Here is a 12,138-nt window from a genome sequence, read left to right as displayed (position 1 = left end):
GTTGTCCTGACCTGCTTGTTCTGCCACGATTCGAGGTGTCCAGAACACAACAGAACATCTCAGGGGGATCTTCCATGGCACCGACTACCACCACGATCATCGGCAATCTCACCAGCGACCCAGACCTGAAACACTTCGAGAAGTCCGCCTCTGACAAAGGGCGATTGCGGGTGGCGGTCAATCGCCGGGTCAAAGACCGCAATGACAACTGGATTGACGCCGACCCGCTCTATATCAATATTGAGCTCTGGGGCTCATTGGCAGTCAACGCCAAGCAGTCGTTGATCAAGGGGATGCCCATCATTGCCACCGGGACCTTGGTCACCCAAGCTTGGGAAGATAAAGAGGGCAATAATCGTCAACAGGTTTTGCTCAAAGGCAGTCATGTTGGGCTGGATCTCACCCGCTATGTCATCGGTTCGAAACGTTCTGATCAGGCAGAGAAAAACTCCGTGGGAGTTGAAGTTCCAGAGCCAGTCATTGATCGCTCCTTATACAACGACTTCTATACTGACCAGGGAGATAGCGTTAGCGGGGTAGCGGCTGATCCCGGACAGGATTCAGGAGACCAGCTTCCTGCGGATACTGGTGCAGATGCTGCGGCGTCGGCCAACCAGGGAGAGAAGGTTCCCTTCTAATCAGGCCACTTGGGTGATGTACCCTTATGCGTGAGTTCACCGCACTACAAATAAGGGGAAAAATGTCCGAATTCATCTACACGATGAAGAACGTGCGTAAGGCCATCGGCGACAAGCTTATTCTTGACAATGTCACTATGGCTTTTTACCCGGGTGCCAAGATCGGTGTGGTTGGCCCCAACGGCGCCGGTAAGTCGTCCATTCTAAAAATCATGGCTGGCCTTGATCAGCCTTCCAACGGCGAAGCTTTCCTTGACCCCGGCGCGACCGTCGGCATCCTGATGCAGGAGCCGCCGCTCAACGAAGAAAAGACCGTTCGGGAAAACGTTGAAGAAGGCCTGGGCGAGATCTTCGAAAAGAAGCAGCGCTTCGAGGCCATCGCCGAAGAAATGGCCACCAACTACAGCGACGAGCTCATGGATGAGATGGGTCAGCTCCAGGAAGCACTGGATGCTGCCGACGCTTGGGAGGTCGATTCCAAGATCGAACAGGCGATGGAAGCTCTGCGCTGCCCGCCTTCCGATGAAGCCGTCACCCACCTCTCCGGTGGTGAGCGTCGCCGCGTCGCACTGGCGAAGCTGCTGTTGAGTGAGCCAGACCTTTTGCTGCTCGATGAGCCTACTAACCACCTTGACGCTGAGTCCGTTGAGTGGTTGGAAAAGCACCTCGCTGACTACAAGGGTGCCGTCCTAGCGGTTACTCACGATCGTTACTTCCTCGATCACGTCGCAGGCTGGATCTGTGAGGTTGACCGCGGCAAGCTCTACCCCTATGAGGGCAACTACTCCACCTACTTGGAGAAGAAGGCTGAACGACTCGAGGTCTCCGGCAAAAAGGACCAGAAGCTGCAGAAGCGCCTCAAAGAGGAGCTGGCGTGGGTTCGTTCCTCCCCGAAGGCACGACAGTCCAAAAACCGCGCCCGCTTGGAGCGCTACGAAGAGATGGCTGCCGAGGCCGAGCAGTACCGCAAGCTCGACTTCGAAGAAATCCAGATCCCAACGCCGCCGCGTCTGGGCAACAAGGTGGTTGATACCAAGCATCTGGATAAGGGCTTCGATGGCCGCGTACTGATCAAGGATCTTTCCTTCACCCTGCCGCGCAATGGCATCGTCGGAGTCATCGGCCCGAACGGTGTGGGTAAATCGACGCTGTTTAAGACCATCGTGGGTCTTGAACAACCCGATGACGGACTAGTTGAGGTCGGCGACACCGTCAAGCTCAGCTATGTCGACCAGAACCGTGAAAGCCTTGATCCTGAGCGGACCGTGTGGGAGATTGTCTCCGATGGTCAGGACTACATCATTGTCGGCCAGAACGAGATGCCTTCGCGTGCTTACCTCTCGGCCTTTGGTTTCAAGGGCCCGGATCAGCAGAAGAAGTCCAAGGTTCTCTCCGGTGGTGAGCGCAACCGTTTGAACCTCGCGTTGACTCTCAAGCTCGGCGGAAACTTGATCCTGCTCGATGAGCCGACCAACGACCTGGATGTGGAAACTCTTGGCTCGCTGGAAAACGCGCTGCAGAAGTTCCCGGGCTGTGCCGTGGTCATTTCGCACGACCGTTGGTTCTTGGATCGCACCTGTACTCACATTCTCGCCTGGGAAGGCAATGTGGAAGAAGGTAGCTGGTTCTGGTTCGAAGGCAACTTCGGTGACTACGAGAAGAACAAGCTCGAGCGCCTTGGCGCCGATGCAGCTCGTCCTTCACGGGTTACCCACCGCAAGCTGACCCGCTAGATTCACTGGGGTTTATGCCATAGGGCAGGGCACGCGCCATGACGGCGTGGGCCCTGCCCTATATTGCTGTCTGGAGAGGCTAATAGCTTCCGAGAATGAGCATGATGCTCCCCGCGCCAAGAACCAGCAGCATGGCGGTAATCGTGAAGACACTGCCAATGCCAGCCGGAACACTGTCATCGCGGAGACCGTGCCGCTCGACCCGATACCGAGAATGCTGCGACAGCGTGATTGCTAAGGCCATAGTCAGCAGGAGACCGATCAACGCCAGCACCCCGAATCCGAAATCTGAGACGCGCCGTAGTAGCAGTGTCGAGACCAAAGCCAGTTCCAAAGAGGTCCGAGTCCACGAGAGCGTATTGCGTTCGCTGACCTGGTTGAGCTGTGGTGGGGCAGTCATGCCAGTACAAACAACCAGATTGCTACGGCTGAAGCGACAACTACTGCCGCTGAGAGCACCGGCATTGCTGAGGCCACTGGCAGTGGACGATTATGTCGGCCGGCTCGTTCCACTCGGATCCAGCGAATTACGGAGCTGGCAGCAACGAACATGCCAACGCCCAGTACGAATACCGATAGGCCGGTACGTACCTCATTCGAAAATTGTTCAACGGGAAAAGCCCCTAGTGCGATGCCGCCAGCAAGAAAAGCCAGAGCGGTACGTGTCCATGCCAAAAACGTTCGCTCATTAGCGAGCGTGAATTGGGCATCGGGTTCGTCGCCGTCAGGAAAGATTTTTCGGCTTAAGAAAGATCGCTGTTGATCTGCCATAGTTTGTTTTGTCTCCAGTCATGTCCGGGACAGGTGTTTGAGATGATCGTACCCGTCAGCTATCCGGTGGGTTCTTGCTCCGTCTATGGCAACCCACTAAGGCAACAGGGTATAGATTGGTTGAACAAACATCCTGCGCCTTAGGCCAGGACAGCGTCTACTGTGACCGTGTGTATTTCAATTGATCGATCCCGGAAGAGGAAAAGCAAAGCATGAGCGCCGACCAGAATTCCACTCTCCATGAGACTATCGTCCCTGTTCGTTGGTCTGATTTTGATCGTTATGGCCATATTATGAACGCGAACTACATCGAGGTCGCGCAGGAAGCTCGCCTGAAGTTCGCGGAGGATGAATTCACCGCCAAGGGACTTGATTTCGCCGTATTTGTCCGTCATATTGACGCGGATTTCCTGCGCCCAGTTCAGCCAGATACCACCGAGCTGCTGATCGAGACTCAGGTCGTGGAGATCGGAAATACTTCCTTCACCACCCGCCAGGAGATCAAGGATCGTCAGGGCCGGGTCGCTTGCGTTGTTGAGTGCGTACAGGTGGCCATTGATCTCAGCACGGAGCGTCCGCGCTCGATTACTCAGCGGGAAGTTAAGATTCTTACCCGCGCAGGCTCTGAGTAATGACCTCAGAGTTTCTCCAGATAAATGAGGGTCGCCCGGCTCTGCTGTCTTTGATCAGCCGCGCGGTGGGGCTAGATGCTTCGGCTTCGGTGCGCCTGCGGCAGCTGAGCGAGGAGACGGTGGATGTCTTTGTCACCACCCCGTTCCAAGTTGTTGCCTCTCGGCGGATCGCGGGCGTGGTGTCCCGGGATGGCGCAGTAGTGGCAGCCACGAATCTACTTGAGGCCTTGCGTGAGGAGAGTGATTCGATCGGACCTGCGAGCGATCCCAATTGGCCTGGTGCGCTACCTCCGGCAACCGGGTTTGAGCTTCTGGATACTCTCCCGGTCCAGGTAGTCCGCGAGCTCGCCGATAAGGGCCAAGCACTGGCCCGGCAGTTTTCTGGTCCGTTGGGCCCGCCAGCTAGCCTGATGGATCAGTCAGTGGTCACGGCAAGTAATAGTCAGCTCGATGCCGAGATACCCATGCGAATGATCTTCGCTTGCACCGCATTGGGTCTGATTCCGAGCTTTGCTGCTCCGATTGAGATTCCACGGCATCTGCGGGTCTCTGCCACTGGACGTTGGGTGCGTATCGACGCCCCCTTCGGCACCGTTTATCACGCCACCTCGTTGTCGCTATTTTGATCTGCTAGGTAGCTGATCTCCCGATCGATACTGCCCGGTGCTAGGGCACCGCGGGCGTCGATAAGCTCTTGGGGTGCAACCCTGCTCAGTGGGCTTGGTTGAGAGGGGTTCCCGGATCTGGCTGGTTAATCAGCATCGCGGCTACCCGCTCCATATGCTCCCAGATGGCATGGCGGTAGTTGTTGGGAATGATGGTCTCATCGATCTGGGCCAACGATCGGCCCATCAGCTCTAGCCAACGCTCGGCTGCTGCTCGGTCGACTGGGAATTGCACGTGGCGGCGGCGTAGCATCGGCGCCCCGCGCTGCTCATTGAATGTGGTCGGCCCGCCCCAATACTGGGCAAGAAACCACTTCAGGCGATCCTGAGCGCCATCGAGATCCTCGGCCGGATACATCGGGCCGAGGATCTCGTCGTCGGGGATTTGTTCATAAAAACCCCTGGCTAACCGGGTGAAGGTGGCGTCGCCACCTACGGCGTCGTAGAAAGATTCTGGCGCACTCATAGAACCCACTCTAGTCGCGCGGGAGCTCATGGATACCGACGCCGTGGGGATACGGGGTGGTGATGCCGGCAGCCTGCATATCGCGCAATGCGTGTATGAGCAGGACTCGCTGGACAGCCCATTGTTGGCCAGGCCGAGTCTCGACCGAAAGCCGCATGCTCAAATGGTCGGTGGCTAGATCGGTAATGCCGTTGAACACTGGCTCGTTGAGGACGGCGTCGGCAATACTAGGATCAGTCACCGCCTGGGCTGCGGAGGCCAAAATGACATCGGCAGCACGCTCGGCGTCGTTGGATAGGCCCACGGGTACCTGAATTCGGGCGATGGAATATTCATCAGAGAAGTTGCCAACGCGCAGGATTTCTCCGTTGCGCACATACCAAAGGGTGCCGTCGATGTCTCGCAAGGTAGTCACTCGCAGAGTTACCTCTTCGACGGTGCCGGAGACGCCATCACCGACATCGATGGTGTCACCCACACCGTACTGATCCTCGAGCAGCATGAAGATGCCGGAAACAAAATCCTTCACCAGTGATTGGGCGCCAAAGCCTAGTGCGACGCCAGCCACACCAGCAGAGGCAATGATCGGGGCGACGTTGATGCCTAGGGTCGACAGGATCGATATGACCGCCCACGACCACACCAAGATTGATACCGCTGACTTGCCGACGTCTGAGAGCGTGCGAACTCGCGCTTGGCGCCGTTGCTCTTGTGCAGCGAGTAAAGCCGCCTTTTGTTCGGAAGCTTCTTCGTCGACCTTCTGCTTGCGATTGAGCACACTAGCGAAGTTTGGCAGCTTTTTATTCGAGTCGACGTTGTGTTTAGCTAGTCGGTCGATCAGACGGCGCAGGAGCCAGTGGGCGACAGTCGCCACCAATAAAATGATGGCGATCTGGATGGGCCTTTCGACCAGCCACACCTGCACGGTGGGTTGTTCTTGCCAGCTGCTAAACGATTCCACAGCCGCATCGATGGACGATTGTTCAGTAGTAGCGGTAGTCATTAGTGCTCGAGCCTAGCGCGAGATCTTATGCTGGGTTTGATGGCTTAAGGCAACAACTAGCCAAAAACTGAACCGCTTGGTCTATAGTGGTGGGCAGGCTTTTTCCAGACTTGTGAAGGGACGCACCGACATGTCCAACGGTTTTTCCACCGACTCGATCCACGCCGGCTACGATCCAGACAGCCTCTATGGCCCGATCAACACCCCGATTTATGCCTCGACCACGTTTGCGCAGGATGGACTCAACCAACTGCGTGGCGGATTCGAATACACTCGCTGCGGCAACCCCACGATCGACGCCCTGGAAAAGACCGTCGCAGCTCTCGAAGGCGCAACCTATGGCCGCGCCTTTTCTTCCGGAATGGCGGCCACCGACACAATCCTGCGCATTCTCCTTCGCCCCGGTGACCATCTGATTCTGGGCAACGATGCCTATGGTGGAACCTTCCGGCTTATCGACACCGTCTTTGCCTCCTGGGGAGTGGAGTACACGGTGGTCGACACCGCAGACGTCGCAGCGGTCGAGGCTGCAGTACAAGAAAACACGAAGCTCATTTGGCTGGAAACCCCCACCAACCCGGCGCTGGGTATTACTGATATCGCCGCTGTGGCTGCGATCAAAGGCTCGGCCAAGCTCATCGTGGACAACACCTTTGCTTCTCCTTATCTTCAGCGCCCTCTAGCGCTGGGGGCCGATGTAGTCCTGCATTCGACCACTAAATATCTCGGTGGACACTCGGATGTGGTCGGCGGTATCGCAGTCTGTGAAGACGCGGACTTCGATGAACAATTGCTGTTCTACCAAGGCGGAGTGGGACCGATTCCCTCGGTGTTCGACGCCTACCTCACCGCCCGAGGCATCAAGACTCTCGCGGTACGGATGGAACGCCACTGCGATAACGCCGAAGCCATCGCTGAGCACCTAGCGGCCAGCGACTTGGTGGCCACTGTGCTTTACCCAGGTCTCCCTGACCACCCAGGACACAAGGTGGCTGCCAAACAGATGAGCAGGTTCGGCGGGATGATTTCTGTTCGCTTCCATTCAGAGGAAGCCGCTCGGGTTTTCTGTACCTCTACTCGGTTGATCTGTCTGGCAGAATCTTTGGGCGGCGTGGAGTCTTTGCTTGAGCACCCGGCTACCATGACCCACCAATCAGCTGCAGGCTCCCAGCTGGAGGTCCCTCGCGATTTGGTCCGAATCTCGGTAGGTATTGAAGACATCGCTGATCTTCTCGCGGATATCGACGCCGCCTTGGCCGCCGTCGCCGCCAGCTAGAACAAACGAATCGCAGCCACCCCGGCGACCATGAGGGCTAGACCCAATAACTGGATCGGGGTGGCACGCTTTTTATAGGCGCCTAAAAGCCCGAACTGATCGATAGCCAGACTGCCGGCCATCATCCCGAGCAAGATAACCATGACGGTCAGTCCCGTACCGATGATCGGCGCGAGAAATGCAGTACCAAAGACAAAAGCTGCACCTAAGAATCCGCCCACCCACATCCACCACGGATTGGGGCCATCGTCGATGCGCTTGAGCTGCCATGGAGTGCGAGTGGCCAAAATGATCAATAGGAGAGTTGCCACTCCCACCGCGAAGGAGATGAGCGCTGCCGCGACTGCCGAGTCTAAGACGACCCCGAGTCGGCCATTAATCGCGGTCTGGGAAGCTGAACACATCCCGAAAATGATTCCTGCTATTCGCCATAGCCACAGCTGAGGGCCTGCATCCGAACTATTGCCAACAACTGGGGTCCGGCGCACGAGGGCATCGAGAAAGCCAATAACCCCCAAGACGCCGAGAATTAGCAGCAGCGCGCCGAAAATACGGGCAACACTCAACGGGGATTCTGGGGAATCAAACCATCCGAAATTATCGATGAGCAGGCCCATTAGTACCTGGCCCGTGATCGGCAGCACCACCGTTTGAACGCTGCCAAGACGCGGAAATAAGAAGATATTCCCGGTCAAGACGACCACGCCTAAGAACCCGCCTGTGAGCAGCCACCCAGGCTGCCCGGAGGCAAGGGAAAGGTCGGGCAGATGGGCGTCGATAAGCAGGGTGGCCACCAGCAGCGTGCTGACTCCGACGAGGAAGGACACTAGGGAGGCCAGAAATGGTGAGCCAACCGATTGTCGGAGCCGGGAGTTTGCGCTGGTTTGGATCGGCATGACCAAGCCGATCAGCGCGCCTAGAGCAACTGCGAACACTCGAAACTCCTGGGTAAGGGGCGGGGTAGAGCGGACTTGCTACACCCTAGTCTCGCCCGCCCAGCTGCCCGGGATCAGTTGGGCGGGAGGAGTGGGTTTTGCCCGGCTATATCCCGAGATCAGTGGTGATGCCTGCCGATTGATCCCTGGGTATGGCTATAAGACACGGTTGCTGGGATCTTGTGGTCGTGAGAAGTTCGCCAGCGCATTCACAATCAGGTCCAAGAACTCGCAACTGCCGTCCGGAGCCTGTCGCAACTGGGCAGCCCCCACACGCAGGACCGGAAAACCACCATTCTGGATGCCCTTTTCGCGTGCGCGTTCACCCCGAATGACCTCATCAGGATCCTCATCGAACCCGTAGTGATACTTGGCCTGGCCATCGACCTCGACGATCAGCCATCCGTTGACCAGCAGATCCACACGATATCGCCGACCGCTGCTAGCCATCCGAAACTCAACCTGAGTGGAAATCGAGGTCACCTGCGCAAGCCTGGCCGAGCAGAGGATAAACCGAGCTTTGGACTCCAATGGGCTACCGGAATCGGGGACAGACAGCGCAATAGCCTGCCGAAACGCTGGCGCCCCATGGAATCGGCCCAACAACGAGGACTCCTCGAACAGCCGACTTGTTGTGAGCTCAGGCCACCGGCGGCGGGCAGAATCGATGGCCACCACAGCCTGGCAGGGACCGTAATAGCGGGAAATATCAGCGAGAGTGCGGACTCGAGTAGTCAGACGCAGACCATGCAGGTGCCGGATCTGTCGAGGATCGAGATATCCATGCCGGTAGACCACACCTGCCGGCCAATCAGATTTGCGTCCGGGCTTGGCTCGCCCAGGAAGATGCAGATCGACGGCCTGTTTGGTGCCGAGGACCTCGATGCCCCAAAGGCGGGCTGCGGCGGGGCCGGAGACCACTGCCGTATCGACAGTAAGTCCGACTGCTGCTGCCCGAGCCCGAGCTTGCTCCCACCTGGGGAGTAGTCGATAACTATGGGCCTCGACTGCGACTTCGGCTGTTAATTTGATGAGGAAGCCGTTGTTGATCCGTTCGATTGTGTCGTGGTCATAGTTTGGGACTTTCCGCAGCTCGATGAGACCGAAGGCGTCTTTCCAATTCTCCATGCCGCTGACTATTCCGACCTAGCAGAGAGGGTGCCGCGGACTGGGAGACGATCGCGCCGGGAGATGTGCACAGGGGAGGTTTGTCCACAAGCGGAGAGACTTGGTGGTTGACCGACTGGCGGCCTGGGTAGATACTGGTTTGTTTTGGTGCCCCGAGATGAGTCGGGTGGGATGAGTCTGATTTGGGCAGCAGTTGACCGGGATCACTACTGATCCCGGTCAACTGATCTCGGTGGATGGGGGAGATGGAGGTGGAGGAAAGCTAGTTCGCTCCGGCGTCAACTCCCTGGTTCCGCAGAGCACGCTCGACTCGGGCGCGCTGCTCGACCACAATTCGGCGCAGCCCGGAGGGAAGGTCACGGCTGAGGAAGGCATCGGCACGCTCTAGGCCAGCTGCCGAGATGTCCCACGATGGGTACAAGCCAGTCAACGCCTGAAGAGTCATCTCGGAGGAACCCCGAGCCCAGAGGGATTCGGCGATCTCGAAGTAGGGCGCGGACAGCGGCTCGAGGAAATCTCCGGACCCTGGGTAGACCAAGCCTTCAAGCTTGTGGCGCGCAGCCAGGTTCGATAGCTCTGCGCCAACAACTTCATCCCACACGGACTGCTTGGTTTCGGCAGTGTTGACTGCTGCAGCGGCTCGTTGTGCAGCCTGTTCTCCGGTAGCGGAAGAATCCAAGGCCCTCTGGCCACTGATGGCGCCGTTGACATCATCTACTCGGCCGTAGGCGATGAGGGCGGCTAGTGCCAACCAGCGCAGCTCAGCATCGTCGGAGTCGGCGAGGACGGATTCTAGGTGGTCGGCGGCGGCGTCGTTAAGCGGAAGTTTGGTGAGGGCATGGTCGAAGACCAAGGAGGTTTCTTCGGTGCCTTCGTGGATTCCGCGCAGGTAGGCGTCGGCGAGTAGATCGCGTCCCTCTGTATCTGCCCAGGTGGGATCTGCGTAGAGGCGCACTGCGGTGGTGGCTTGGGTCAGGATACGTTCGAGGACTGCGAGTTCGGTTTCTGCGGGTGCGCCGCGGACTACCAAGCGGGCGAAGTCGCTGGCTTTCATCTGACCGTCGCGGGTGGCTTCCCAGGCGGCGGACCAACATAGGGTCCGGGCCATCGGGTCGTCAATGCGATCGATGTTGGCGACTACGAAGTCCAGCGCGGCCTCGTCGAGCTGCATGAGGCAGTAGGTGAGGTCGTCATCGTTGACCAGCACCAGGTCAGCGGCGGGCTGACCGATGAGTTCGGGGACAGAGGTGGAAGCGCCGGCGACGTCGAGCTCGACGCGCTGGGTGCGGGTGACACGGCCGTCGATAAGCGAGTAGAGACCGACCGCAATGCGGTGGGTGCGCAGTTCGCCAGCGCCGGGTGCTGCGCCGGATTGCTCGACAGCGAAGGAAGTGTAGGTGCCATCGGTGACTGAGACAGCCGGGGAGAGGCGGTTAACGCCGGTGGTCTTGAGCCATTGATCGGCCCAATCGGAAAGGTCCCGCCCGGATGCTTCCTGCAGCGCGCCGAGCAGGTCATCGAAGGTGGCGTTGCCCCACGCATGGTTAGCGAAGTGGCGTCGCACTCCGGCGAGGAAATTCTCCTGACCGACATAGGCGGCGAGCTGCTTGAGCACGCTGGCACCCTTGGCATAGGTGATGCCGTCGAAGTTCTGCTCGACGGTTTCCACGTCGCTGGCATCGGCGAGGATGGGGTGGGTAGAGGGCAGCTGGTCTTGTTGGTAGGCCCACGACTTTTCGACGTTCGCGAAGGTCACCCAAGCAGTGTCATACTGCGTTGCCTCAGCCTGGGCAAACGCGGCCGACCACGTGGCGAAGGACTCGTTGAGCCAGAGATCATCCCACCACGCCATGGTCACCAAGTCACCGAACCACATGTGTGCCAGCTCGTGCAGAATTGTGTCTGCTCGGCGCTCGTAGCGGTAGTGAGTTGCCTTAGAAGTAAAGACGTACTCGTCGCGGATGGTTACGCAGGCGGCGTTTTCCATTGCCCCCATGTTGTATTCCGGGCAGAAGACCTGGTCATACTTGCCGAAGGGGTAGGCCATGCCAAAGTGCTGGTGGAAGAAATCGAAGCCCTGCTTGGTCTCTTCGAACAAGCGATCTGAGTCCAGGCTCTTAGCAATGGACCGGCGGCAGTAAATCCGCATCGGGACCTCTAACGCGGTGGGCTCAGTGCCCGGAGTCTCAGCGTGATGGGTCAACTCGCCGCGCCACATGGAACGAACCTCGTGGTACGGGCCAGCACAAAGAGCGACCAAATAGGTCGAGAGAGGGTAGGAGATGCTCGAGCGGTGCGTGATCGTGTCGCCGGTGCGAGTGGTGTCCTGGTGTGCGTTGGAGATGACCCGCCAGTTGCTCGGAGTGGTCACCGTCAAACCATAGGTGGCCTTGAGATCCGGCTGGTCGAAGCAAGCGAAGACTCGCTTGGCGTCGGCGGTTTCGAACTGGGTATAGAGGTAGGTCTGGCCATCGGCCGGATCTACGAAACGGTGCAGTCCTTCGCCGGTGCGGGAGTAGAGACAGGTTGCCATAATGCGGAGAGTGTGGCGGCCTACGCTCAGGTTTTCCAGTGCGATGCCATTGGTGTCGTCATAGCCGTTGCTGTCCAGCGTCAGCGCGGAAGAGCGGATATCCTGACCGTCCAGATACACGCCATTGATTCGCGACGCTCGCAGATCGATGAACGTGGAGCCTTCCTCCTTGACGGTGAACGAGACCCGAGTGACAGATGAGAACTCTGTGTCGGACTCCGTCAAGTCAAGTGCGATGTCGTAATTGTGCACCTTTAGCAGCCGCGCGCGGTGGGCGGCTTCGTCGCGGGTGAGGTTGGTGGAGCTCATGTGCTCTCCTGATTTTAGTCGGCGGAGGGGTATCTGCGCCTAGCCTAAT

At 58.3% G+C, this 12,138-nt stretch carries 12 protein-coding genes; 5 read left to right on the top strand and 7 right to left on the bottom strand.

Annotation, left to right across the window (positions count from 1 at the left end; all coding sequences use genetic code 11):
* Positions 1-74 precede the first annotated feature (74 nt).
* Positions 75-638, top strand: coding sequence for a single-stranded DNA-binding protein (locus C5L39_RS04875; protein ID WP_123047717.1), 564 nt, complete (start codon positions 75-77; stop codon positions 636-638).
* A 62-nt stretch (positions 639-700) separates the two neighbouring features.
* Positions 701-2,371, top strand: a complete 1,671-nt coding sequence (gene ettA / locus C5L39_RS04870; protein ID WP_123047716.1) for an energy-dependent translational throttle protein EttA — start codon at positions 701-703, stop codon at positions 2,369-2,371.
* 79 nt (positions 2,372-2,450) lie between these two features.
* On the opposite strand, the gene C5L39_RS04865 is transcribed toward ettA, so the two are convergent.
* Together C5L39_RS04865 and C5L39_RS04860 are read right to left on the bottom strand one after the other, a co-directional pair.
* A complete protein-coding gene (locus C5L39_RS04865) occupies positions 2,451-2,771 on the bottom strand; it encodes a DUF202 domain-containing protein (RefSeq protein WP_123047715.1) in 321 nt (106 codons plus the stop codon).
* Positions 2,768-3,142: a YidH family protein gene (locus tag C5L39_RS04860; protein WP_123047714.1), complete on the bottom strand. Its 375-nt coding sequence runs from the start codon at positions 3,140-3,142 to the stop codon at positions 2,768-2,770. Before C5L39_RS04860 ends, C5L39_RS04865 begins: the two co-directional genes overlap by 4 nt.
* Positions 3,143-3,354: 212 nt before the next feature.
* Here C5L39_RS04860 and C5L39_RS04855 point away from each other — a divergent pair, with 212 nt between their 5' ends.
* Together C5L39_RS04855 and C5L39_RS04850 are read left to right on the top strand one after the other, a co-directional pair.
* On the top strand, positions 3,355-3,774 hold the full coding sequence (locus C5L39_RS04855; RefSeq protein WP_123047713.1) for an acyl-CoA thioesterase: 420 nt from the start codon (positions 3,355-3,357) through the stop codon (positions 3,772-3,774).
* Positions 3,774-4,400 carry a DUF8185 domain-containing protein gene (locus C5L39_RS04850; protein ID WP_123047712.1) on the top strand — a complete coding sequence of 209 codons (627 nt, stop codon included), beginning with the start codon at positions 3,774-3,776 and terminating at the stop codon, positions 4,398-4,400. Before C5L39_RS04855 ends, C5L39_RS04850 begins: the two co-directional genes overlap by 1 nt.
* Before the next feature lie 85 nt (positions 4,401-4,485).
* Here the strand turns inward: C5L39_RS04850 and C5L39_RS04845 are convergent, their stop codons facing one another.
* Both C5L39_RS04845 and C5L39_RS04840 read right to left on the bottom strand, forming a co-directional pair.
* Positions 4,486-4,905: a globin gene (locus tag C5L39_RS04845; RefSeq protein WP_123047711.1), complete on the bottom strand. Its 420-nt coding sequence runs from the start codon at positions 4,903-4,905 to the stop codon at positions 4,486-4,488.
* A 10-nt stretch (positions 4,906-4,915) separates the two neighbouring features.
* The gene (locus C5L39_RS04840; RefSeq protein WP_123047710.1) at positions 4,916-5,908 is read right to left on the bottom strand and encodes a mechanosensitive ion channel family protein; all 993 of its coding nucleotides are present in this window, start codon (positions 5,906-5,908) and stop codon (positions 4,916-4,918) included.
* Positions 5,909-6,038: 130 nt separating this feature from the next.
* Here C5L39_RS04840 and C5L39_RS04835 point away from each other — a divergent pair, with 130 nt between their 5' ends.
* The gene (locus C5L39_RS04835) at positions 6,039-7,184 is read left to right on the top strand and encodes a cystathionine gamma-synthase (RefSeq protein ID WP_123047709.1); all 1,146 of its coding nucleotides are present in this window, start codon (positions 6,039-6,041) and stop codon (positions 7,182-7,184) included.
* On the opposite strand, the gene C5L39_RS04830 is transcribed toward C5L39_RS04835, so the two are convergent.
* From C5L39_RS04830 to pepN, 3 genes are all read right to left on the bottom strand, one after another.
* On the bottom strand, positions 7,181-8,119 hold the full coding sequence (locus C5L39_RS04830) for a DMT family transporter (RefSeq protein ID WP_165857971.1): 939 nt from the start codon (positions 8,117-8,119) through the stop codon (positions 7,181-7,183). The genes C5L39_RS04835 and C5L39_RS04830 overlap by 4 nt on opposite strands.
* A 156-nt stretch (positions 8,120-8,275) precedes the next feature.
* The gene (locus C5L39_RS04825) at positions 8,276-9,247 is read right to left on the bottom strand and encodes a single-stranded-DNA-specific exonuclease RecJ (RefSeq protein WP_123047708.1); all 972 of its coding nucleotides are present in this window, start codon (positions 9,245-9,247) and stop codon (positions 8,276-8,278) included.
* A gap of 262 nt (positions 9,248-9,509) precedes the next feature.
* The gene (gene pepN / locus C5L39_RS04820) at positions 9,510-12,089 is read right to left on the bottom strand and encodes an aminopeptidase N (protein ID WP_123047707.1); all 2,580 of its coding nucleotides are present in this window, start codon (positions 12,087-12,089) and stop codon (positions 9,510-9,512) included.
* Positions 12,090-12,138 lie beyond the last annotated feature (49 nt).

It is taken from the genome of Corynebacterium alimapuense (genome assembly GCF_003716585.1).
Classification (GTDB): Bacteria; Actinomycetota; Actinomycetes; order Mycobacteriales; family Mycobacteriaceae; genus Corynebacterium; species Corynebacterium alimapuense.
This window is presented reverse-complemented; position numbering and strand designations above follow the sequence as displayed.

Bases quoted from the DNA above. Each gene is read 5' to 3' on its own strand.
- C5L39_RS04865 (WP_123047715.1), bottom strand. From the start codon at position 2,771: ATGACTGCCCCACCACAGCTCAACCAGGTCAGCGAACGCAATACGCTC.
- C5L39_RS04875 (WP_123047717.1), top strand. From the start codon at position 75: ATGGCACCGACTACCACCACGATCATCGGCAATCTCACCAGCGACCCA.
- C5L39_RS04855 (WP_123047713.1), top strand. From the start codon at position 3,355: ATGAGCGCCGACCAGAATTCCACTCTCCATGAGACTATCGTCCCTGTT.
- C5L39_RS04825 (WP_123047708.1), bottom strand. From the start codon at position 9,247: ATGGAGAATTGGAAAGACGCCTTCGGTCTCATCGAGCTGCGGAAAGTC.
- C5L39_RS04850 (WP_123047712.1), top strand. From the start codon at position 3,774: ATGACCTCAGAGTTTCTCCAGATAAATGAGGGTCGCCCGGCTCTGCTG.
- ettA (WP_123047716.1), top strand. From the start codon at position 701: ATGTCCGAATTCATCTACACGATGAAGAACGTGCGTAAGGCCATCGGC.
- C5L39_RS04845 (WP_123047711.1), bottom strand. From the start codon at position 4,905: ATGAGTGCGCCAGAATCTTTCTACGACGCCGTAGGTGGCGACGCCACC.
- C5L39_RS04860 (WP_123047714.1), bottom strand. From the start codon at position 3,142: ATGGCAGATCAACAGCGATCTTTCTTAAGCCGAAAAATCTTTCCTGAC.
- pepN (WP_123047707.1), bottom strand. From the start codon at position 12,089: ATGAGCTCCACCAACCTCACCCGCGACGAAGCCGCCCACCGCGCGCGG.
- C5L39_RS04840 (WP_123047710.1), bottom strand. From the start codon at position 5,908: ATGACTACCGCTACTACTGAACAATCGTCCATCGATGCGGCTGTGGAA.
- C5L39_RS04835 (WP_123047709.1), top strand. From the start codon at position 6,039: ATGTCCAACGGTTTTTCCACCGACTCGATCCACGCCGGCTACGATCCA.